The organism is Streptomyces agglomeratus (genome assembly GCF_001746415.1).
Lineage (GTDB): Bacteria > Actinomycetota > Actinomycetes > Streptomycetales > Streptomycetaceae > Streptomyces > Streptomyces agglomeratus.
Genome location: NZ_MEHJ01000002.1, coordinates 664,801 through 687,762, shown reverse-complemented (window position 1 = coordinate 687,762; position 22,962 = coordinate 664,801). Strand labels below are relative to the sequence as shown.

Genomic DNA, 22,962 nt, shown 5'->3' with positions numbered 1-22,962 from the left:
TGAGCATCCTGGGTCTGCGAGAGCGAGTACGGCAACGGTGTTTGTGCTGATTGTTGAGCACCTTCAGGGGCATCCGCGTCGTTTGTAGTGACTGGTGAGGGCTTGGTGTTGGCGTGGGCCGGTGGGTGTGCAGGTGATCAAGCTGCTGAGGCTGAGGTGGATGAGCTCGGAGGATCCGTTTCTGCCATCCCGGCATCCAACTGGCGGGCGCACGACGGCCAGGCAGGCGTGGTCGACCATGGCCAGGGTCTGTGACCGTGCCACCCGGGTAGGGCGGGACCTAGTAGCCGTCCAGGTCGTACCCTGCGTTGCGCAAGCATTCCTCGCTCGCCCAGCAGCTGCCCGCGAGCTGGCACGCGACCGGCAACTGGACGAAGGACGTCACGGTGGCCGAGGTGGCCGCCCTCGTGCGGGCCTTCGTCGACGCGGCCCTCGCCGCGCAGGAGAGCCAGCCCTCTGCTGATCCCGCGACTGGTGCGGGTGACCGGCGTGGGGTGGCGTCGTTGACTACGGCATCGCGTGCATGCAAATCCGTCCCCCACGGGCACGCGAGTGAGGCTCTGCTTTCGTAGGCATTTCCGCAGGTCAAGGTTGCAACGCGGACTCTGTTCCACTCCCGTGTTGCAGGGCCTGTGAACTCACCCGAATCTCACGCTGTGGGGAACAGGAGCCCCACCTGGCCTTACCAACGCGGGGCCCGCCACCCGGACACGCGTGCGTCGCGCTCCTCGAGAGCATCACTTGCCGCGCGCGGCGCGGGCCGTCCGTACGCTCTCCTCCAGCGCGGCCATCAGGTCCACGGCCGGCTGCGGTACGGGCAGCTCGGCTACCTCACCGCCCTCGACTCTGGCAGCCACCAGCCGTTCGAGCGCATCCCCGTATTCGTCGCGCAGCTCCCGCATTTCGATTCCGGTGAGTTCGGTCAGAAGCAGCTCGGCAAGCTGAAGTTCCCGGTCGGTGACGGGGGTCGACGGGGCCAGGTCACCGGGGTCGCGCACCTCGTCCTGCCACAACAGCGTCTGGCAGACGAGCACACCGTGCCGTGGACGCAGCACCGCCAGCCGCTCGCGCCGCCGGATGGCGATTTTGCAGATGCCCACGTAGCCGGTGCGTGCGAGGGCCTCGGTCAGCAATACGTACGGACGGTCCGCAGCTGGCCCGTCCGGCGCCACGTAGTAGGCCCGGCCGTAGCTGATCGGGTCAATATCGCCACCTGGGACGAAGCCGAGCACTTCCGCCACGTGCCGCGTCGGCAAAGGCAGACGCTCAAGGTCTTCGTCCGTGATCGGTACAAGCTGCCCGTCCGCAGCTCGACAGCCCGACCGACAGCCTCGTAGGGGATCTCCTCTTCGGGGCCCTCCACCTCGCATACGCGCTTGTGGTGGATCTTGCCGTTGTCAGCGGAGTGGATCTCCTTGAACCGGCTGCGGTGCTCCTCGGTCGCCGAGAACAAACGCGCCGGCAGCACCACCATGCCGAAGACAATCGACCCCTTCCACACAGTCCGCATCGACGACCTGATCTCCATGCCGCCCACCCTCCGGCGAAGACCCTCCAGCCGCACGACGGACTACGCCACCCGGCCGGGCAGGCCCTGTTCTCGCATAGCTACGGGCAGATAGCCAGCAGCCTTCCAACGCTTCAGCCTCCTTTCAGTACACCTGCGCGGCCATCAGGCGGCCGCACGGTCAGCCGCTGGAGGGCTGTACGCCTTCCCCAAAAGACGGGACGTGGGCCACGGTGACGTCCAAGCGCAGCCGGACGAAGCGCAGCGGGTGTCTCCACGCGCCTCGGTCGATGGCGGTGTCCGCGCTGACTTCCGCGACCAGCTCGGGGACCACAAGGCTGGCTTCGAGTGGCTCGCGGCTGCCCCAGGTGGCGGTGAACCGGACGCCGGTCCACGGGTGCTCTGGTCCGGCGGCGGTCAGATGGTCGGCCAGCTGGCGGGCGGCGTCCGGGTGCAGCGGTGCGGTGCGGCCGACCGCGCGCAGCCGGCGGTCTTCGTCGTAGCGTCCGAGGACGAGCAGTTGCGGGCGGCTCAGCGTTCCGGTGACGCCGCCGACGATCGCTTCGGTTGTGTCACGGCGGCGGACCTTGAACCAGCCTCTGGCACCCGGCAGGTACCGCTGCCCGAGTCCCTTAATGACAAGGCCCTCCACGCCCGGAACTGAAGTCCAGGAGGTCAGCCACTCCTGGGCGACGGCCACGTCGGTCGTCATCGGGCACAGCGTCCACGGCGGCGTCAGACCATGCTCGGTGAACAGGCCCTCAAGAGCGGCGCGGCGGCGCTCGTACGGTTCGGTGAGCAACTGTTGGCCGTCGATCTGAAGGATGTCGAAGGCGATGAAGTGCGCGGGCATCGCGTCGGCCAGCTGCTGACGGTGCGGCCGCCGGAGGAGGCGCGGCGCTGGAGCGCCTCGAAGGAAAGCCGGTCTGCCGACCACACGACCACTTCGCCGTCGAGGACCAGGCCGTACGGGAGCTGGCGCGGCCGTCACGAGGTCGGGGAAGTGCCGCTGGATCAGCGAGCCGCGGCGCGACTGGAGCAGCGTCGGGCCGCCCGGCCGGGACGGGGTGAACAGCAGGGCCCGGTAGCCGTCGTTCTCCAGACTTCGGCATGTCTCATGAGACATGGACGGGGGCTGGGCGCAGACGGTGTGACCAGATGCGGTTCAGGTGAACTGGGATGGCCCCGTTTACCGGGCGCGGGCAGGTTCGACTCCTCGGAGGTTTAGACGTTCTGGCACTCGGATTGTATTGATTTGTGCACCGGTCGCGGTATCGGCGCGTACAGGCGTGGGTCGGCGGCGGTACGGCTGATAATGCCGATGTGCCAGAGCTGATTCGCAGGAGCAGCAGGTGGCTGTGGGCCCTCGCCGCTGTCGTGGCCTACCTTGTGATGACCGAGATCTCCCGGTTGCTGGCCGCGCTGACCGTGGCTGACAGATCCGCCTACCCGGCAGGTGCGCTCAGCGGTTGGCCCGGTTTCGCTCCGTGGAGAGACGAGAAGCGCGCCGGTGCCGTCGACGTATGGCGGCTGGCCGCGCCCCATCTGACATTGACCGGAGGGGCTGACGGGAGGGAGCTGGTCCTCGGCTGGATCAGGACCTACCTGTTGCTGGACATCATCGTCTTCGCTCCCGCGTACGTCCTGGCCGTCTATCTGCTGCTGCGCAAGATCTGGGACATGCTCGGGGAGGATTCGCCCCTTTCCGAAGCTTGGATCCGGGGGCTTGCGCTCGGTGTGCTGGTGTTCGACTGGTGTGAGACGGGCTGCACCTGGTTCCTGGTCGGAGACCTTTCCTCGCAGCCGTCGGTCCGCTGGGCCCACACCGTGGCGGTCTTCTCCTGCCTCAAGTGGTTCACCCTCGCGGTCATCGCGCTGTTCGGCCTTCTGGGCCTCGCGCGGATCCTGCAGAAGTCCCTGGCCGTATGGCTAGGCGGGTGGGCAGGCGGGACCATGTCAACACGAGGGGTGTGGACGCGCCATCGCAACCAGCTGGGGGTTCTGCTCGTACTCGGGCTGCTGGTCGTCATGCCGGGCGGTGGTCCACTGGAGCAACTCCCCGACATCGAGAGGGCCTGGGCGCACAACCGGATGGGGCGGGAGCTGATGGGCGACGTCCTTGGGCCCGTCGTCACGCTCTTCGGCCTCTGCCTGGCGCTCTGGGTCGCCGGGCGGTGGGCTTTGCTCCACGGCGTGCCCACGGAACGGAAGCCGCAAGGCAAGGGGAGCCTGATTTGCCTGCTTGTCCTAGGGGTGATCCTGGGCGGGGCGGCTTTTGTCCTCTTTCGGTGGGGGTACGGCACCCTGGGTGCTCTGGCCATTCCGATCATCATGGTGGTGCTCGCGGTCTGGAGTCTCTGCCTGCCGCAGGCTTGGAGGGAGCCGGCCGCGGAGGAGACCCAGTTTCCTCCGGCTGACGAGCGGAAGCGGGTCAGGAGCATCGGACGTGCGCTGGCCGTGGTGCCGCTCGCCATCGCAGGCTTGGGACTCACGCGCGCGTATGCCAGGCCCTACTTCCTGGGCTCGAGCATCGCAGCGAATACCGAGAAGGCGAGCTTCTTCGGTGGATATGCGCAGGTGGTGGCGTGGTTCTGGTTCGGTGTCGCCACCGCGGTGCTGGCCGGACCCGTGGTCTATGAACTGATCCGCTTCGCAGAGGAACGCTGGCTCGACCGCCCGAAATTGCCGCTCCAGGCCGGGTGGCATGACCGCCGCAGGTGGGTGCCTGCACTCCTGGGCGGGGTGCTGCTCTTGGCGGCGGTCTCCATGGGAGTGCCGCTGGCCCTGGATCCGATCGGGTGGGGGCCGCGGCTGCGGAGCCTCGGAGTCCTCGTGCTGGTCCTGGCGACCGTGACGCTCATCGCGGGATGGCTGGCGCGGCATGCCGAGTACCACCTCCCCCTTCCCGCCCTGCGCTATCTGCATTTCCGGCTCACGCCGATCTGGCTGCTCGTCGTTGGCGCACTGGTGCTGGAGGCCCAACTCGACACCGTCGGCGGATACCACGAGGTGAGACTCAGGCCGAGGGCGGCGTCAGCCGGTCCGCCGGCGAAGTCCTTCGATGCCGCGGCACACTTCGATGCCTGGTTCACCGGCGTGAAGAGCTGCATGGACAGCGACGCAAAACTGAAGGAAGCGACGGCCGTGCCCATGGTCTTCGTCGCCGCGCCCGGCGGCGGCATCCGCGCGGCGTACTGGACCGGATCGGCCATGGACGAGCTGACCAAATCCCCGTGCGCCCAGGACATGGTCTTCGGCGCCAGTGGAGTATCCGGCGGCAGCCTGGGCCTTGTCGGCTACACGCTCGGCCCTAAAGCCGGACAGCCCATCGAGCACCAGGGCCGGGAATTCGCGGAGAGTCTGACGGGTGAGGACACCCTCGCGGCAAACCTGGCCGCCATGTTCTATCGGGACCTGCCGCGTGCCCTGCACGGCATCAACAACCTCGGAAGCATCCGTCCCGGTGACCGTGCGGCCGTGTTCGAACGTTCATGGGAGCGGATCGACCCTCGGCTGAAGAAAGAGTTCCTTTCGGACACCCGCCTGCCCGACGGACGTTCTCCCCGGCGCCCGCTCCTGCTGCTGAACGGCACTGACGTGAGCTCCGGCTGCCGCGTGGTGGTGTCCTCGGTGTTGGCTGCAGGCGGCCCGGTGAAGGACGCCGACCCCGCGTTGAACTGCCAACGCGCGGAAGTGGCCGCGCTCCCAGGGGGCGGCCACAAGGTGGTCGACCCGTCCCGCTTCGCGGCAGCAGCCATCGATGCAGCCGCCTACACGGACAAACTCGGATGTAAGGAAAAGGAGCAGAACCAGGGACTTCGGCTGTCCACCGCGGTCCACTTGGCGGCCCGCTTCCCCTACGTCTCGCCTTCCGGCCGGATGCATCACTGCATCACTCCGCCCCAAGCGCCCCACACCCGGAAAATGCCGCCGCAGACCCTGGCAGACCTCGACGGAGGACTGCTCGAATCGAGCGGTCTCGCGCTCCTGCTCGAACTCTGGGAGAAGCTCGAACCGCAGGTCGCCGCGCACAACAAGGCTGTTGCGAACGGCGGCGGCGGGCGGCTTGTCCTCCCGCTCATCGCGGTTCTCGACAATCACTACCAGTCCTTGGGGGCGGCTCCCCGCGCACAACGGCAGATGGAGCTCCTCGCGCCGCTCATCGCCAGCAAAGCCCCGAAAGCCGCGTTGAGCGCGACGGCGCTGGGGCAGGTGGCGCTGTACCGCTTCTCGGGCGCACTGCCGGGGACCACGGTCCCGCCGAAGATCCATGTCGGCGCCCTCGAGTGCCCCCAGGTACGGAGCTTCTTCGTGGCACCCTCCGACCGGCCGGGCATCGCCGCGCCCCTCGGGTGGGTGCTCTCCGCCATGAGCAAGAACGACCTTGACAAACAGCTGAAGGAACTGGTCGAGGCAGAAGGCGGCGCATGCCAAGCCGCGGACTCTGCGGCGCAGGATTCCCCCCGCGGTGAAACTCCCGCCACCTTCAGTACTCTTCTCAAGCTCCTGGAGGGGCCCGTCACCGCGGTAGCACGATAGCCGCGCCGGCGTGCGGTAGCGACCTGCCCCTGCCAGTCACGGGGGTACGCCGCGGAAGCGCAGGTGGCCAGGCCTGTTTGCGGCATCATGGCCCTGAACGGCCGAGGCGGGCGCTACCGGAACCACCCCGAGACCGGCTCCGCCGGGCGCATCGCGGTGTCCAGAAGCACCGGCGTCCCGTCTGGCAGACCCCGGCGGTTGAGTGGTTCCTTGAGATCAACGTGACCGAGCCCTGCGACTTCGCCCACCTTCCAGACCTTTCTTGTCGGCGAAGAAGAGATGCTCCAGCCCTCCGATTGCTACCCATGGCCAGCTGCCTGCGGCTGACCAGCAGTTTTTCGGGGCGGGCAGGGGTGAGCAAGCACCCCGATGAGACGCATCTACGTGTCTGGAGAACCGTCGAACTTGGCCTCGTACGCCAGCCCGCCGGGCAGCGCGCCCGGTGCGGGCAGTGTCGCGCGGGCCTGCGCGAGCATCGGCTCCACCGGTGGACGCACCACCCGTCAGCCGACCAGAAGAGCAGTCGTGCGCTGCGGGTCTGAGGCCACCATCGGCTCCTCCCGGCGGGCTTCACCGGGGTCCGCGCCCTCGGGGTGGCGCGGGCCCCGGCATGGGGGCAGCAGCCGGCAGGCTGCTCTCCCTGTCTACGGGTCCCTCCGCGTCGGCGCGACCGGCGGCAGGCAGCGCGCTTACCGCGATCACTCGTCGTCAGCGTGCCGAGCCGAGCCGCGACAACGACACCCGCCCCCGCCTGGGCATGCACCCGCGACGCGGGATCGGCCAGGGGGCTGATCGGCGTGTGTCTGGGCGCGTCTACTGGAATTAAGGGAATCGAACAGGAGTAGCATTCTGGGGGGCTACGTACGACTTCCCGAAGACCTTCGCGCAGCTCAGCTGCGTCTGCACCAGACGTGGGCGGAGTACGAAGCCCTCGGCCGCACTCTCCCCCTGGTCGGTAGAGCCCTTCGAGGGGTGGACGGCCCCGAAGGTTCTCTACAGCGACGCAGAACCCCGCGGCCTGCCGCCCAGCCCCGGGTACACCAAGGAGCAGAAGGCGTCAGTCGCCCGCCTGCGCCGTGAGCTCCTCGAGCTGTCGGCCGTGGTGTCGACGCATCCGTACTGGGAGACAGTTGAGGTCGGCCAGAGGGTGGAGCAGCGGATGGCGCTGAAGCATGTGCACGAGCGGGAAGCCGGCGCCGGCGGGGCGGAAGCGGCGTAGTCATGCCTGCTCCGCCAGCCTGGTCTGCCTCAGACACTTCGCCTGGATCGTCACTCCATCCCAAAGCCGAGTAGCCCGGGCGTCCACAGGACGCGTCTTCTGCAGTCCGAGACTTAACGACGCTTTCGAGACAGCGCACTGGGGGCAGACAGTGACCCCTGGCGCCTGGTGGTCGTTGTTCCGCCGACGCGTAAGTGATATCCGTCCCCCACGGACCCGCGTTGTGGGGGCCCTGCCACCCCTCAGGGCCCCCACCCCCATACCGGCCCCGGGCAGCGCGCGTGCTTCTCACGCCCCTCGTCACCTGGACTGCTGCCGTGTTGTCTGCGCGCGAGTTCCCGGACGGCGCGTTCCTTGTCCTGGAAGGCAGTGAGCTCCTGTTGGGCGTGGACGAGTGTCGTGCCGGCGGTCTGCTGGCGCGCTGCTGCGGCGGTGCACAAGGCGGTGGCCCAGGTCCGGGCGTGGTCGGTGAGCGTGGTGGGTTCGCTGGCGGTGGGGGCTCCTGATTCCGGTTCGAGATCGTCTGTGGCGGCCTGCTGGATGCGTTCCGCCAGGCGCAGCACATCGGCGCGTGCTTCGTCTCGCGTCTTGGCCAGCGTGCTTTTGCGGTCTGCAAGCCATGCCTCGATGGATGCGAAACGCTGGGTGTGAAAGAGCTTGCCGAGGAGGTCTTTGCGTTCGCTCGCGTCCGCGCGAAGGAATTTGGTGAACTCGTTCTGTGGGAGCAGGACGACCTGGCAGAACTGCTTGCGGCTCATCCCCAGCAGGGCCTTGATCTCATCCGCAGCTTCCCGGTGGGACTTGCTCAGGGGTTCCCAGTGCCCCTCCCCCGCCGCGTTCGAGGTCCATTCGCTGAGGTAGGTCTCGGCTTTCTGCGGGGTATCGCCTGGCCCGCGTACTTTGGGCTTGAGCTGGGCGGGGATGCGGCGGATCCGCAGGCGCTTGCCGGCCAGTGTGACTTCCAGGGTCACCTCGGTCAGCAGGTCCGCTGGAGCATGGTGGCTGCGCAGATGGACGCTGCGGTCGGTGGGCGGCTCACCGTAGAGGGCGACGCAGATCGCGGCGAACAGGGTGCTTTTACCCGCGCCGGTGTCGCCGTGCAGGAGGAAGAGGCCGTCGGCGGACAGGGCGTCGAAGTTGACCGTGTGCCGGTCGGCGAAGGGACCGAAGGCCTGCAGGTGCAGGGCGTGCAGGCGCATGTCAGGCGGTTTCCTTCTCCTGGGATCGAATGCGGGAGTGCTCGACCGCTTGGTTCAGGAGGTCGGCTTCCTCCTTGGTCGGGGCTTGACCGCTGACCACGGTGATGAAATCGCGTGCGACGTCGAGGTCGTCCCGATCGCGGAGCCGCTCGCGGTAGGTGCGGCTGGTCGCCTGCGCCGGGATGGTGGTGGGCTTGTGCTCCAGGTGCAGCGTCTTGCGGAAGCGCTGCTTGAGGCGGGCCATCGCTTCGTAAGGGCGTGCGGAGTCGGTCAGGGTCACGTGGAGCCAGGCCTGGGTGAGGTGCTCGTGTGCCGGGTCGGCCAGCAGGTCGTCCAGGCGGCCGGTCAAGCGGGCGAGCGGCAGACGCAAGCGGGCGGGGAGCGAGATGCGGGTGAGCGTGGGTACGGCAGTGGGCGGCAGGTCGACCAGGGTGAACGATTTGGTGTGGCTGGTTTCGGAGAAGGAGTAGGCCAGAGGTGAGCCGCTGTAATGGATGCGGTCAGTGACCCGTTGCGGGCTGTGGAGGTGCCCCAGGGCTACGTAGTCGATGCCGTCGAAGACGTCGGCGCTGGCATGGGCTACACCGCCGACGCTGATGTCGCGTTCACTCTTCGAGACGGTCGCCCCGTCGGTGCCTGTCGCGCTGGTGATGAACGCGTGTGCCAGCACGACGGACCGGGTGCCGGCGGGCCGGGTGGCGAGGTCGGCCCGGATCCGGTCCAGGGCCGAGGTGAGCACCGCTTGGTGGGAGGCGGCCTCCGCTTCGAGTTCGGTGCGAGCCATGGCCGGCTCGAGATAGGGAACGCCGTAGACGGCCACAGGGCCTTGCTCGTCTTCCAGCAGGACCGGGGCGTCTACTTCCGCGGGGTCAGTCCGCACGTGTACGCCGGCTTTCGACAGCAGGCGGGCTCCGACACCTAGACGGTGTGCGGAGTCGTGGTTCCCGCTGATCATGATGGTGGGGATGCCGAGGTCGGCCAGCTGGGGAAGTGCCCGGCTGAACAGCCGGATCGCGTCCAGGCTCGGAACGGCCCGGTCGTAGATGTCACCGGCTACGAGCAGGGCGTCGATCCGTTCGGTGCGGGCGGTAGCGCAGAGGTGGTCGAGGATCTTGCTTTGGGCGTCGATCAGGTCTTCCCGGTGGAACCGGCGGCCCAGGTGCCAGTCCGAGGTGTGCAGGAACCTCATGGGCACAGACCGTAACCACCCAGGTGGGCGCTACGGGCGGTTTTCCAGATAAACAGAGTCGCTTATGGGGGTATCGAGGCAGATGGGGAAAGGATTCTGCTCAAGCCTGTCGGGCCCCGGTGGCCGTTCGGCACGCCGGGTGATTGTCAGTGGCAGGAGGGAAGATGAGCAGTGACAGAAGGGAGGCTTTCATGTCCTTACCGCGTTCTGCCGGGGCTCAGTGCGTGCCCGTGCCCGGCGGGTGCAGATGGTGCGGGATCGAGGCACGTGGGCATGCCCGGCAGTGGGTGCCCGAGGTCGGCTGGCATGCCTGGACGGCGCCGACCCTCGAGCAACGCAAGCAACGCATGCGAAGCCGCCGTCAGGCCGACGACACCACCACGGGTCAGTGAGCCATCTTCTGGACGTGGGAGAAGAAGTCGCGCAGCTGGCGCGGAATCTCCTCCTTGACGGTGAGCGTGGTGGTCAGTCCGTAGACCATGTCGGGTTTGCCGTTGGGGCTGTTCTTGTCAGCCTGTTGTTTGATCATGTGCAGGATCCGTTCGCTGAACTTCTTGGCTCCTCGGTGGGCGGTGAAGTCGGCGGCGCTCCAGGTCTCCGGGTACGGCCGGGGCCATCGGGTGTTGGCGGCGGTGGCCCACTGCTCGTCGGTGAAAAGTTCCTCGAGCTCGTTGAAGCCCAGCGTTTCTCCGACGTAGGACACCTGCTTTTCCAGGTTGAGGCCTGCTTTGCGGAGCCTCTCGTCCCGGAAGAGCTTGTTCGTGCGACTGTCGGCATCGATCATCAGCATGACCGTGCGCTTGTGCTTGACGAGATAGCGGGCTAAGTGCAGGGCGCCCTCGTTGTTCTCGCACCCCCACAAAGCGATACCGGCTGCCTGGAGGGACATGCCCTGGGAGAGACGGAACAGCAACGGCACGCTCCGCTGCTCGGTTTCTCCCTCGACGGCCAGAAAGCACCGTTCGTGCAGAAGAACGGAGTTGCGCAGGCCCAGTGACGCCGCGATCTGGGCGAGGTGGAAGTCGATGCCGTCGTGGGTGTCGTCTGTGAGGCGCTCGACGACGGTACGGCCGGTGTCACCAAGTTTGAGGTGGACGATGTCGGCGATGTCGACGCCGTCGATGAGGTTCATCGAATGGGTGGCGACCATGACCCTGACATGGGGCTGGGCGCACTGTTTACGAATGATGTCCATGACAGTGCGCTGGTGCCGGTAGTCGAGGTGGGTGTCGGGCTCGTCGTAGACGACGATGGTCTGGGTCGGCTCCTCCACCTCGTCCTCCCCCGCCGCGGCGAGTTCAGCGTTCTCCAGCAAGTTGCTGGTCCACTCCCAGACAGCGAGGGCAATGCGGCGCGTGCTGCCCTGACCGGAGCGGGTCAGGTCGACGGGTTCGCCGTCCGCGCGGGAGATGTGCAGAGGCGCCCGCTTGAAGCCGCCCTTGAAGGAAACTTCGGGTTTGACGTCCACACCGACGAACTCGTCGCAGTGCTCACGGATGTGACTGCACAGCGAGTCGGCTTCCTTCTCGAGGCGCTGGGTGATCTCCGTTTCGATCTCCCGAATCTGCCCCTGCAGGGCCTCGTCCTCGAGGTGGGTCTCGTAGCAGCTGCTCAGCGCGGTACGCACGGCGTCGTCCGGGCTCTCGTCCTTGCCGCTGAACGACAGGAGCTTGGGCAGACGCGCTTCGAGGCTCTTCGGCAGCGGCTGCCATTCCTCGACCTGCTCCGTCGTGGCCGCATGCGCGGTGACGGCAGCAAGGAGATCGTCTTTCAAAGCTCCTGCGGGAGCCAGGCGGAACTCGGCGACCAGGTCTGCCAGTGCAGGCTTGAGGAGCCGATCCAGTCCCCGCAGGCGGCTGTCCCTGGGCGCCTTGCCCAAGTACTCCCAGCAGGCAGCTTCCCCCAGGCGTGCCCGTCGCCGGATACGGAGCTGTGCGGGCAGTGCCATGGCGGCACGCTCTTGGGAGTCCAGCGTGAAGGCGCCCTCCACCCAGGTGTCGGTGCAGCGCTGGCCTTTGGCGCCTTCGTTCTGTTCGTAGGTGCGGTCTTCGTCGGTGAGCCGGTGCTTACCGAGGAGGAAGGCCAGCGCGGTCAGTACAGCGCTCTTACCGCCGTCGTTGCGGCCGGCCAGGATGGTCGGACTGCTCACCGGGATGTCAGCGACCGATGACAGGGAGCGAAAGCCACAGGCGGTGAAACTGTTCAGGTGCACAGTGGAGTTGCTCCGTATCTCCTCTTGCGCGGGCAGTCGGGCGAGAGGTTGGGCGTGCGTCGTGCGGTCATGCCTGCAGGGGACGCTGCGTCAGGTGAGGCTCAAGGGCTCATGGTAGAGACGTTCCTGCGGGGCTGGTGCCAGATTCTGTTTCTGCCCTGCAGGCGTTCGCTTCTCCGAGGCCGCCAGGACAGGGACGATCCACCCACCTCGCAAGCCGCGCCCATGAACTACACAATCCACGGGGAGTATCGATGCCACCCGGGAGAGTGAACCTCCCAGTCAGCATGGCTCTTTGGAGAAGTCAATCTCCGAGCTGCGTCCGCGCGGAAAGCTGGCCGCGCTCCTTGAGGTTGACACGCAAGAGGCGGGTGTCGTTTAGGTTGTATCCGTCAGGAACGCTGCGCCCACGGCCATGGGTGACGCGACAGTCTCCGCATCGCAACCACTGGTGGGGGGGCAGGCCGGGCAGCCACGGCTGTGGGAATGCCGTCGGCCCTGCCCTGAATGCCGATCCCGACAGATGCCATGCCGGTGGTGAGACTTCCTTCCCCGACACCGAGGGTGAACGGACGTGCCTGACCGCCCAACGCGCCCCGAGCCGATCGACCGACCCGGCACCACGGCGGGCTCGCCGGAAGCTTCACACCGTCTGCCGCTGGCCTCAAGCTTTTCCCTCACGCGAAAACTTCGTCTCACGGCGATAAGAAAAGATCGAGGCCAGCACTACAGAAACGGCGAGAGGGTAGCTGCAAGGACGAGACGGAGCTCGCTATGAAGAGAACCCTAGCCGCTCTCGCGCGACCGACCTGACCTCTCCCCAATCGTCCGACAGCAGCCTCTCTAGCGTCCCTTTTGATGCTTTCTTGTTGCGGGCCACAGCCAACCTAACCGACTCGTCGGGATCTGAAGCGAGCTGATCCAAAATATCGGGAGTCAGCTTTCGCTTCATGGCCACCATGACCCTCACGCTCGGGTCCGGATCGGCCGCGAGGATCTGAAGAATCTCTAGGGGTACCGACTTGTTCTGCGCCACCCACATTCGAGCTTGCTGATGGTGCGCAATGACTTCTATCCACACATCGTAGGATGCTTCGTCCGTACTGGCCCTCTGGTAGTCCTGCGGATTTTCACTGTAACGGAGCCGAATGAACTCCTGTGCAGATTCAATCATCGCCTGACTCCCTTGAGCTGATCTTTCGGGATGAATCGCCCCGTTTTACCCTTCCATTTGTTTGTCATGTAGGTACCGTAGCGGTCGGCGTCGGCGATCCATTCGAGTCCCTTCTTAGTCTCACGGTAGACCTTGAAAGCAGAGCCTCCGTGCCCAGTGACATCCTGCGTCCACCATGTGCCATCAGATCGGCTTTTGTAGAACGTCGACTTGAAGGGGCCGCCCTCCATCACCTTTTCGGACTTCGCGGCAGTAAGTTCCCAACTTTTCCGCTCAGTCGCCCCCGCACGGGCACCGAGCCGGCCTGCTGCGGGCCCCGGATAAACAATGCCTATCTTCGGCTCGGCAGCTACGAACTTGATCGGCGGAGGCGGCCCGAATCCGAATAGTTCATCCCAGAAACCGCGCTCTTGTTGATTGGCAGCATGCTGCGCTTCAGCGGCTTTGCGCAGCCTGACGAGCCTTCTCTGGCGTTCGATCTCAGCTGATCGTGCTCGCTGAGCAGCTGTCGGGCCTGTGACGCCGCTGCCCTTGGTGTAGACGTGCCTGTAGCCGGTGTTCTGCTGGATTGTGTGGTTGGGGGAGATGGTGCCACCGACGGACTTGGTGACCTTTTCGTAGTTCTTGCCGAACTCGATCTCTTTGATATCGCCAGTGCCGCCGGGCCCGTAGGTGCAGTTGTACTGGCCGCTGACGCATTCCTCGTACGCCTCGCCAGTGGGGTCGGCGAAGGTGGCGGCGTTGTTGTTGCCGTAGACGTACGGGTTGTGCTGGCTCGGGTCGTCGGTCAGCAGAAGCGGGTCCACGGACATGAAGCGGCCCAGTTGTGGGTCGTACTCGCGGGCCCCAAGATGGGTCAGGCCCGTCGGGTCGGTCATACCGCCGACGAAACCACGGTCACCCGGCCAATTGGAGCCTGTGCTGGAGCGGCTCTTGCCGAAGGGAAGTTGCTTGCGGCGGGTGATGAGCTGGCCGGCAGCGAATCCGACGGCGGTCAGGCCTGTGCCCTGGTGATCGCTAAAGAGGAAGCTGATGCCCGAGGTGGTGCGTACCGCGACTGTCTCGCCAGCGTGGTCGTAGTAGCGGGTGGCGCTCTTCGCGCCTGCTGCCGTGACCTTCAGTTCGTTGCCGCCCGGTAGGTACGCCGTGGTTGTGCTGTCCGCATTGCGGGCCAGGAGCCGGTTGCCATCCGGATCGTAGACGTACTCGGTGGACTTCCCGCCTTCTGTGATCTTGGCGAGTTGGCCCTCTGCGTCCCAGATTAGTTCCTGGTCACGGGCCCCGCCGTTGCGACTGGTGGTGTTACCGGCCTCGTCATAGGTGAACTTTTCCGTCTTCCCGTTGTCAGGGCCGCCGGTCGTGGAAACCGAGTGCAGAGCGTGCGGGTTGGCCTCTCCGCTCTTTCCCGCGGTGTACGTGCGGGTGATGTCGGAGAAGCCGGTAGCGACCGCGTGCTGGGTCTCCTTGGCGCGGTTGCCTGCCACGTCGTACTCGTACGAGTGCCAGTAGGCGTCCGGCCCGCCTGCCGTCGCGGTCGACGGTCCTGTGGTGCAGTCGTCAGCAGCGCTCTTGGTGGTCCATGCCTCCGTCATGCGGCGCAGGGCGTCGATGGCGAAGCATTGTGTGTCAGTTGAGGCGGCGGCGTCCTGGCCAGAGGTGGCAGAGATCCGGGTGGTGTTGCCCGCTGCGTCGTACGAGTAGCGGGTATCTTCGATCCGCAGGGCCTCATCGCCGTCGAGGGTGCGCCGGTTTAGGCTTCCCGTGTGCTCGTCCCAGGCCCGAGTGTCGTACACCTTGTGGCCGAAGGCGCCGAGCTCGACGCGGACCGGCCGGGCGAATACGTCGTAGTTGACGTTGCCGACCAGGGGTACGCCACCGGCCGTGGTCGAGACAGGGAGGTCGGAGTTGTTGAAATTGGTGGTGACCCGCTCGGAGGGGAGAGCCCCTATTGCTGGTTGCTTCAGCCATTCCTCCGCGCCGGTGTACTGGTTGTAGCCGTACGACCAGGTGTAGGTGCCCGCCAGTCCCTCCTCGGAGGCCGGGATCGTAATGGTCGACGAGGTCGGCTGGTAGCGGTCGTTATAGCCGTCGATCTTCGTCGTGTAGGGCTGATCGCCGATGTAGCGGGTGTCTGCGGCCGGCTGGCCCTTGGCGACGGTGTCATAGGTCCAGGAAGCGCGACGCACCGTGCCTTCCTTGAGCTCTTCCACGCGGCCGAGTACGTCGTAGGACGTGATGAGTTCGGTGCCCCGGACGTCGGTGGTCTTCACCGGGCGGTCTGCGTCGTCGTACGTCGTGGTGCCGGGACCCTTGTCCGGGTCGTCCGCCTTGATTTGACGGCCACGGGCGTCGTAGGTCCAGGTCCAGGCGGTGCCCGCCGGGTCGGTCAGCTTCGCCAGCTTGCCGTGCTTGTTGTAGGCGTAGGTCGTCGCCTGGAACTCGGTGCGCGCGCTGTTGGTGTAGGCGCGCGTCTCGGTCTTGCGACCCAGCGCGTCGGTGATCGTCGTCGCTGCGGTACCGCCCTTGGGGGGGATGAGGGTCGTGCGGTCGCCGCCGTGGACGGTGGTGGTGCGCTTGGTCTCGTCGCCGTACTTCAGCGAAATTTGGGTGACGGGGCGCATGGCACCGTCGTACTGCGTCTCGGTGCCGGCCGGGACCTTGGTGTCGTCACCGGCGACCAGGGTGGTGGTGGGTGCCCCGGTCGCGTAGTAGGCGCCGTATGTTTTCCAGGCTAGTCCGCGGGTGTCATATCGCGTCTCGGTAACTACGCGTCCCTCGGCACCGACAGCCGCGCTTTGGGTCTGCCGCGGACGGAGCAGGCCGTCGAAGAAGGTATACGAGGTCAGGTACTCGCCGTTGTGGTTGAGCGCCTTGGTGGTCACCACGTTCGGCGTGGTCTGGGAGAGGCTGTAGGAGTACTGGGTCGTGGGGAGGCTGGGGTAGGTGGCTTTTGCCCAGCCGGGAGACCAGACCTTGATGACGCGGCCGAGGGCGTCGTATTCGGCGTCGGTCCGCTTTCCATTGGCGTCGACGGCGGATGTGGTCAGTCCACGCGCCGGGTCTGTGGTCGTCGTCGTGGCGTGGCCGAGTGCGTTGGTGTTGATCGTCTGTGTCGGTATCTGGCCGGTGGCCGGGGTGTAGGCGACGGTGGACGGGGCGCCGGCCGCGTCGGTTGCCCCGGTCTGGCGCCCGTAGGCGTCGTAGGTGGCCTTGTTCACGGTCAGGAAGCCAGTTCCAGCGCCGTCCTGCTCGTCACGCCTGGTCTCGTCGCCCTTGGTGGGAGCAGCGCCGAGTGTGGTGGATCCGTCGTAGTAGTAGCGTTCTGTTGCCACCAGGTCGACGGGCAGGCTTGCCGTGGTGTCACAGGCCGTGGCGACCGTCTTGTTCTCAGCCACCAGGGTCATGTTCGTTGCTGTGTTGCGGGCGTACGAAGTGGTGGTGCACTGCTCGTCGCCGCTCTTGGCGGTATCTCCGGAATGGGAGACGGAGACGGTGTGGCCGTAGGAGTCGAACTCGCGCACCGATTCGGTGCGGCGGAGCGTTCCACCCGTGACGGCGGTGCGGGTCTGTTCCTTCTTCACGCCGGTGAGGTAGGCGTGCACGGTCGGCAGATTGTCGGCGCTGCGGGCGTGGGAGGCGGTCGCGGTCGAGCGCCAGGGAGTGGAGCTGGTGGCGGAGATGAGAGCTCCGCCCGAGCCGTTGTAGGTGGCCGTCTCCCGCGTCAGGCCGGCGTATGCCTCGTGGTCTGCGACCTCGTTGCCCTCGCTGTCGGCGACTTGTGCGCCGGTGATTCCGCGGAAGTAGCGGGTCTCGCTCAGTGCCTGTGTGCCTTCGGCTGGGTCGCCGGTGCGTGTCTGGACACGCCCGTAACCCCGTGTATCACCGTAGGTCCGGTGCTTGGCCTTGGTGAACTCGTCGTCATTCTTGGCCCAGGCCAGTCCGCCCAGGTAGGTGTAGTCGGTCCGCTTGACCGGTGCGCCGGCGGTGTTGTCGGACTCGAGGATCTGAGTGGCCACATAGGTGTGGAACCAGTCCTGGTACGGCTCGAAGTTGGCCGCCGGGGCGTCCGGTGGTGACCAGATCACTGGGTAGCAGCGTTTGGTGTTCGTCGCCGGGGCGGGCAGGCTGCTCGCCGTGCAGTCAGGTGTGGAATAGGTGACGCCCAGGGTGCTGCCGGTCTCGTTCTTGACTGCGTAGACGCGGTAGCGGTTGTAGGCCGGGATCGTGTCGACGGCGCCCTCGACGCGGTTGGGCAGCTGCTGGCCGTACAGGACGACCTCGGGCAGCGTCACGGAGGTGCCGGCAGTGTGCCCGGTACGGCCGATGGCGGCCAGCCACAGCGGCGGGTCGGTGCCGTCTCCGGTGGAGGGGAAGGAGTGCTTCAGCGCCCAGGTGTCGGCCTTCTTGTACACGTCGCTGTCCAGCACGGAGGTCGTGATAGCGGTCAGCCGCTTGCGGGTGAAGAACGACGGCGAGGAGTTGCCCTCGCAGGCGGAGCCCGCGGCGCAGACCTGGTCGAAGGGGACGTCTGGCCACTTGTTGGCGTTGGCTGAGGTGAATTTGTCGGCCGCGCAGTCGAAGGTGCTGGTGGGCAGGCACCGCTCGGCGGTGGTGAAGTCGACCTTGGCCGCGGCCTTGGCCGCGTACATGGTGTTCGAGCGCAACCCGTACTCGATGCGCTTGAGGTAGCCGCCGCGTGTGTAGTTGGTGAGTGTGCCCTTGTACGAGGAGTCGATGTTGCGCTGGTAGTGGTTGGACTCCTTGTCCCAGTAGTAGGCCATGGCGTTGCTGTGCGGGTCCACGACGTAGTCGAGGTTCCATCGCCAGCCCTGCTGGCACCAGGAATCAGTGAAGGTGGTGGCGTTGCACGGCTCGCCGGAGTGGTTGCCGTAGACCGGTACTGTCCAGGCGGAGTTGGTTTCGGGCTTGCCCTCGGCCCAGCCGGGCAGTCGGTTGTAGCCGAAGTAGTAGCGGGTTCCGTCCGGGGCGGTGACACGCCAGTATTCGCCGTCGGCGTCGCCGTTGGCGCGGGTGGAACTCTTCAACTGTGCGATCTTCGTGCCGTCGTCGGCCTTCTTGCGCCACTCGCCTGTGGTGTCGTCCTTGACGAGTTCGCTGGAGGAACCGCCCAGCGACAAGGTGGCGTTGTCCTTCTTCCAGCACTGGTCGCCGACCTTGTGCGACGGGTTGTTGCCGTCTGCTTTGTCGGTTTCGCAGGAGGTGTAGCGCCGCTCGATGGAGCCGGGCGACATGGACCAGCCGTCACCGATCCAGTTGGCCTGGTTGTTGGTGGCTGCTGTGCGTCCGTCCACCGCTTGGGAGGAGTAGGACAGGCCCACGCTGGGCTCCACGCCGCCGGGGACGCCGGGCGTGTCGATGTCGTAGGACCAGGAGAAGCCGCCGGAGGAGCCGCCCGCCTCCCACTTGCTCGACGGAGACAGGGAGGTGACGCCGAAGTCGCCGGTCGCGCCGGAGTTGGCGGCACTGACGGCAAACAGGGTGGCATCAGGGGATGCGACGGCGCCAGTGGCGGAGCGGGCCATGGGCGGTGCTGGCTGCACTGGCTTTCCGGTCTCTGCCGGGCCGGACTTCGTGACCGTGACCGGCACGTCGGCCGTCAGCGTGCCGTCTTCGGTGTTGTTGACCGCCTTTATCGTCTTGCCCGGGCCGCAGCTCTTCTTGCCTGGGGTGGTCAGCGCGCAGGCCGGTAGCTCACGGAGCGTCAGCCGCGAGGCCCAGTCGCCGCCGTACAGGCCGGCGAACCCCGAGTAGTCCAGCTTCATCGGGACGCGTACTGCAGTGTTCTTGCCGCCGTGGCCCTCAACTGCGATGAGCACACCGTCGACACCGGCCGCTGTGGCCGCGGACCGGTTCAGCACCTGCACCTGCACCTGTCCGGCCACAGGGGCACTGCGCCCGGCCCCCTTCGGGGCCTTGAGGGTCACAGGTAGCGAACCGGCCTTCAGCGTTTTCGCCCTTTTGCCCGCGCCCGAGACGTCGGCTGTCACTGCGCCGGGAGAGGGCCATCGCGCCTTCTCGTCAGGCCTGAAGCGGTTCCGGGCCGTCTCATCCGGTTTATTGAGGCCCTTGCCCTTGACCTTGGAGACCGGCACCGGGTCCGGTTTCGCGAGCTTGCGCAGCTCCAGTTCCGCTGCGACAGCCACCGGGCCGCCCAGCAGGCTGGCTACTAGATAGGCCACGAGCATCAAGGCGATAGCGCGCGCACGTCTGCCGACCGAATGTCGACGACGGCGGGGCGTCGCAGTATGCAAACTGAACACTATTCCCCCCACAGGAAATGCAGATTAACAAAAGTAACGGTAAAGGTAACACCGAAATGGATCACTTCGATCGGGCTACTGACGTTTTTATTGAGTTGTTATGACGGTGCATCAGCGTGGCCGTTTAGTAGGCAAGTTGCCCGTTTTGACACCCCAGGAAATCCGCACCCGACGACTGGAGAGGCCCCAAGACGCCCAAGCTGTATGCGTACAAACATGATGCAGTTTGGGCAAACAGTTCAGCCACTCCAGAAATGCAGGTTACGGACTTTTCGGGAGATTAGTTTTCTTGTACAACCATCAATCTCATCCCGCGCGCCTTACCCTCAGTCGCAGAAGTGATTTGATGGAGGAAACGAAAAGGGATGGCAATGAAAGAAATGCACCGAAATTCTTCGGGCGCTGCCCGCCGACATCGCAGATGGGTAGGCGTGACACTGTCGCTCGCCCTGGCGGCCCCCCTGACCGTCGCGCTGCCCGCTTCCGCGGAAGAAGCCCCCGCAGCACCACTCGTGCGGCAGGAGAACACTTCAGACGAGGCGACAGCTCTCGCGGAAGCAGCAGACACGGGCCAGCCGGTCGAAGTACTTTCCCAGCGCACCGAGGCCTCGCAGACGTTCGCCAACCCCGACGGCGGCTTCACCGAAGACACCTACGCTGCACCTCAGTGGGTCCGCAAGGACAACAAGCTGGTCGACATCGACACCGCCCTGGTGACGAACGACGACGGCACTCTCTCGCCCAAAGCCACAGAGATCGGGGTGCGGTTCTCCGGCGGTGGCACCGGGGCGCTCGCCACCGTCACGCGCGACGGCCGCTCGATGTCCGTCGGCTGGCCCGGCACCCTGCCGAAACCCACCGTGGACAACGACACCGTCACCTACGCAGAGGTACTGGACGGAGTCGATCTCAAGCTCAAGGTGCACAGCGGCGGCTACAACCAGGTGCTGGTTGTCAAGACCGCCGAGGCCGCGAAGAACCCGGAGCTCGCCGAGCTCAACTTCGACCTCGACACCAAGGGGCTGGAGGTCACAGCCGACGAGCACGGCAACGTCCGGGCCCGCAACCCCGCCGGACAGGAAGTCTTCACCGCCCCCACTCCACGGATGTGGGACAGCAGTAAACCGGCTGCCCAGCCGCTGGCCCGTTCCTTTGCCACCACGACTCCGGCGGGTCCTCCGGCCACCGACGAGTTCGAGCCCGGCTTCGGAGCCCGTGACGCCGCCATGGATGTAGAGCTCGGCGAGAAGAGTCTCGCGCTCACTCCCGACGCAGAGCTGTTGACCGGCAAGAACACCCGGTACCCCGTCTACATCGACCCGTCCGTCGATGGCTCACGTCACTCCTGGAGCATCGCCTACAAGAAGCATCCAGACTCGACCTTCTTCAACGGGGCCGGCTTCAGCGGCGGCACCAGCACCGCGCGAGCCGGGTACGAGAACTACACCGACGGGCTGGCTCGCTCGTACTTCCGTATGAACACCAAGAACCTGCAGGACAAGAACCGGGTCATCAGCTCCTCCCGGTTCCGGATCAAGAACACCTGGTCCTGGTCCTGCGACTCCCGCAGCATCGAGCTGTGGCACACCGAATACCTCAAGTCCAGTCACACGTGGAACGACCAGCCGGCTAAGAAGGAAACGCTGGACACTGTCAACGACTCGAAGGGCTGGAGCAGCAGCTGCCCCGCCGGCAACCTCGCCTTCGACACCACCCGCGCCGCCAAGGAGTCCCAGGCCGGGACATGGGCCACTCTGACGCTGGCGTTGAAGGCCACCAACGAGACGGACGTCTACGCCTGGAAGAAGTTTGACGCGCATTCGGCGGTGCTGTCCACCACCTACAACACCCGGCCGGCAGCACCCAGTGGGCTGGACACCAGCCCGAGTACCAGGAATGCCAAGGGATGCGGCGATGTCGCCCCCTACGGCCTGATCGGCAACACCGACATCTCGCTGACCGCCAAGGGCAGCGACAAGGACGGCGGAACCGTAAAGGTCAAGTTCCACCTGTGGCCCACCGGCCACCACGCCAGCGGAGTCGTCATCGACAAGACCGTCTCGGTCACCTCCGGGACAGTGGCCCGGCTCAAGGTCACGAAGGCGGAACTGAGCCCGCACATCAAGACAGCCAGCGGCAACTTCTCCTGGAAGGCGCAAACCAACGACGGGTCGCTCTACTCCGACTGGACGCCCACCGAAGGCTCGCCCGGATGCCGGTTCGTCTACGACCCGAACCGCCCCAGCAACCCGCCCGGTGTGACATCCAGCCAGTTCCCGGACGGCGATGAAGGCTGGCCCGTCATCACCGGCAGCGTGCGCACCGAAGGCACCTTCGTCCTGTCCAGCGGCGGAGTGTCCGATGTCGTGCGGTACGAGTACTGGACCGACTGGGACGGCACACGCCGCACCGCGACACCTCCCACGGCGGGCTGGTCCACTTCGGTCAAGCTCACCCCGACCGCCACGGGCTCCAACCAGGTGTACGTCAAGAGCTACGACAAGGCCAACAACGCCTCCGACACGGCCGTCTACGTCTTCTACGCCAACGGCCCCAAGACCCGGGACAAGGCCGGAGACCTCAACGGAGACGGCAACGCCGACCTGTGGGCCATCGACAAGGACGGCACCCTGCGCCGCTTCTACGGAGCGGGTGACGGAACCGTGGCCCAGGCGGCCGACACCGCAAGCGGCGCGATCTGGAGCGGTGACAAGATCACCCACCGCGGTGACTGGAACAACGACGCCTACGAAGACCTCGTCGCCCTGCGCAAGGACCCTGCTCTCGGTACCAGCCGGCTGTGGATGCATCCCAACAGCGGATGGGGATTCGCGTGCACCGACTGCACGGAGTTCGACCGGCAAGAGCTCACCGTCTACGACTCGGCGAACAACCACTGGAAGGACGGAGTGAAGCAGATCCTCGCCATCGGTGACGTCGACGGCGGCATGGACGTCGATGGCGACGGGACCCAGGACGTCGAGGGCCATCCTGACCTTTTGGTCAACGACGGCAAGTTCATCTGGCTCTATTACGGCAACCTCGACCACCGGCTCGACAGCGACCGCGACCCGGTCCTGCTGGCAGGACCGGACGATCCGATCGCCGGCGGCATCTCCACCGTCAACGAGGCCACTCTCGCCGCCCCCGGTGACTACAACGGCGACGGTCGCGTCGACCTCGTCGTCCGCTACGACCGCCCCGACGTCGCCAGCCTCTACGTGTTCCATGGCGGAGAGACAGAGGGCGGCTACGACATCAACCTCAACGACCGGACCCCGCTGAGCGGCAGCTACAACTGGAGCGCAGCCAGCGTGCCCATGTTCACCGCGGCCCCCGACGCGAACAGCAACGGCAAGTTCGACCTGTGGGCCACAACCCCCAGCTCGGGCCGGATCCGCTTCTTCGGCGACTACACAGCCGCCGGACACACCACGCTCACTACCGCCTCCGAAGCATTCCTCGGATATCAATCCATAGGCTGACCCACCAGTGATCCCGGCCCGCGCCCCTCAACACCGGGGCGCGGGCCGGGCGCTGTGCGGGCCATTCGGCCGCACCGTCATCTCTGCCGCACCCGGCCTCGCCTCGATCCTTGAGTACGGGTTCTCCAGCGGTGAGTTCGCCTCCTCAGCCGGAGGA

10 protein-coding genes and 1 pseudogene are annotated in these 22,962 nt (G+C 66.1%); 3 read left to right on the top strand and 8 right to left on the bottom strand.

The window, feature by feature from the left end; genetic code table 11:
* Positions 1–137: 137 nt before the first annotated feature.
* Positions 138–352 (bottom strand): annotated as a pseudogene (locus AS594_RS47070) (IS701 family transposase); the annotation flags it as partial.
* Here AS594_RS47070 and AS594_RS42455 point away from each other — a divergent pair.
* Positions 309–572, top strand: a complete 264-nt coding sequence (locus AS594_RS42455; RefSeq protein ID WP_079148948.1) for a hypothetical protein — start codon at positions 309–311, stop codon at positions 570–572. The pseudogene AS594_RS47070 and the gene AS594_RS42455 overlap by 44 nt on opposite strands.
* Positions 573–737: 165 nt before the next feature.
* Here the strand turns inward: AS594_RS42455 and ku are convergent, their stop codons facing one another.
* Entirely contained in the window at positions 738–1,370 is a 633-nt protein-coding gene (gene ku / locus AS594_RS42450; protein ID WP_079148947.1) for a non-homologous end joining protein Ku, read from the bottom strand.
* Positions 1,371–1,688: 318 nt separating this feature from the next.
* The gene (locus tag AS594_RS39730; RefSeq protein WP_240509397.1) at positions 1,689–2,633 is read right to left on the bottom strand and encodes an ATP-dependent DNA ligase; all 945 of its coding nucleotides are present in this window, start codon (positions 2,631–2,633) and stop codon (positions 1,689–1,691) included.
* Between the two features lie 266 nt (positions 2,634–2,899).
* Here AS594_RS39730 and AS594_RS39725 point away from each other — a divergent pair, with 266 nt between their 5' ends.
* Positions 2,900–6,046, top strand: coding sequence for a hypothetical protein (locus AS594_RS39725; protein WP_167368178.1), 3,147 nt, complete (start codon positions 2,900–2,902; stop codon positions 6,044–6,046).
* A 1,461-nt stretch (positions 6,047–7,507) separates the two neighbouring features.
* On the opposite strand, the gene AS594_RS39720 is transcribed toward AS594_RS39725, so the two are convergent.
* The 5 genes from AS594_RS39720 to AS594_RS39700 form a co-directional block, all read right to left on the bottom strand.
* The gene (locus AS594_RS39720; protein WP_069936272.1) at positions 7,508–8,464 is read right to left on the bottom strand and encodes an AAA family ATPase; all 957 of its coding nucleotides are present in this window, start codon (positions 8,462–8,464) and stop codon (positions 7,508–7,510) included.
* A 1-nt stretch (position 8,465) separates the two neighbouring features.
* Positions 8,466–9,653, bottom strand: coding sequence for an exonuclease SbcCD subunit D (locus tag AS594_RS39715; protein ID WP_069936271.1), 1,188 nt, complete (start codon positions 9,651–9,653; stop codon positions 8,466–8,468).
* Between the two features lie 385 nt (positions 9,654–10,038).
* Positions 10,039–11,802 carry an AAA family ATPase gene (locus AS594_RS39710; RefSeq protein ID WP_338120234.1) on the bottom strand — a complete coding sequence of 588 codons (1,764 nt, stop codon included), beginning with the start codon at positions 11,800–11,802 and terminating at the stop codon, positions 10,039–10,041.
* An 835-nt stretch (positions 11,803–12,637) separates the two neighbouring features.
* The gene (locus AS594_RS39705) at positions 12,638–13,039 is read right to left on the bottom strand and encodes a HEAT repeat domain-containing protein (RefSeq protein WP_069936269.1); all 402 of its coding nucleotides are present in this window, start codon (positions 13,037–13,039) and stop codon (positions 12,638–12,640) included.
* Positions 13,036–19,245 (bottom strand): RHS repeat domain-containing protein, encoded by a 6,210-nt coding sequence (locus AS594_RS39700; protein ID WP_079148959.1) that lies wholly within the window; start codon positions 19,243–19,245, stop codon positions 13,036–13,038. Before AS594_RS39700 ends, AS594_RS39705 begins: the two co-directional genes overlap by 4 nt.
* A 506-nt stretch (positions 19,246–19,751) precedes the next feature.
* Between AS594_RS39700 and AS594_RS39695 the strand changes: the two genes are divergently transcribed.
* Entirely contained in the window at positions 19,752–22,805 is a 3,054-nt protein-coding gene (locus tag AS594_RS39695) for a VCBS repeat-containing protein (protein WP_206281774.1), read from the top strand.
* Positions 22,806–22,962: the final 157 nt, after the last annotated feature.

Excerpts from the sequence above, each read along its gene's own strand:
- AS594_RS39715 (WP_069936271.1), bottom strand. The coding sequence starts at position 9,653 with ATGAGGTTCCTGCACACCTCGGACTGGCACCTGGGCCGCCGGTTCCAC.
- ku (WP_079148947.1), bottom strand. The coding sequence starts at position 1,370 with ATGCGAGGTGGAGGGCCCCGAAGAGGAGATCCCCTACGAGGCTGTCGG.
- AS594_RS39725 (WP_167368178.1), top strand. The coding sequence starts at position 2,900 with ATGACCGAGATCTCCCGGTTGCTGGCCGCGCTGACCGTGGCTGACAGA.
- AS594_RS39730 (WP_240509397.1), bottom strand. The coding sequence starts at position 2,633 with ATGTCTCATGAGACATGCCGAAGTCTGGAGAACGACGGCTACCGGGCC.
- AS594_RS39705 (WP_069936269.1), bottom strand. The coding sequence starts at position 13,039 with ATGATTGAATCTGCACAGGAGTTCATTCGGCTCCGTTACAGTGAAAAT.
- AS594_RS39700 (WP_079148959.1), bottom strand. The coding sequence starts at position 19,245 with ATGCTCGTGGCCTATCTAGTAGCCAGCCTGCTGGGCGGCCCGGTGGCT.
- AS594_RS39720 (WP_069936272.1), bottom strand. The coding sequence starts at position 8,464 with ATGCGCCTGCACGCCCTGCACCTGCAGGCCTTCGGTCCCTTCGCCGAC.